At 65.2% G+C, this 256-nt stretch carries 1 protein-coding gene; it reads right to left on the bottom strand.

Annotated elements, in window-relative coordinates:
• Window positions 1-256: KH domain-containing protein (locus AC0IYH_RS32610; protein WP_471838494.1), on the bottom strand; the 256-nt coding region annotated here is incomplete at both ends.

Raw genomic sequence — 256 nt, 5'->3', positions numbered from 1 at the left:
CCTTGATGACGCCCTCATCGTCGATGTCGACCTTCGCGCCGGTGGTGGCGACGATCTCGCGGATCACCTTGCCGCCGGTGCCGATCACTTCGCGGATCTTCGACTTGTCGATCGTGAAGCTCTCGATACGCGGTGCGTGCGCCGACAGTTCCGAACGGGTCGAGTCGAGCGCCTTCGCCATTTCGCCGAGGATGTGGGCGCGGCCCTCATGCGCCTGCGCCAGCGCGACCTTCATGATCTCCTCGGTGATGCCGGC

The organism is Pseudomonas sp. AC463 (assembly GCF_979253585.1).
The sequence above is the reverse complement of the archived record's forward strand: the minus strand, read 5'-3'. Positions and strand labels throughout refer to the sequence as shown.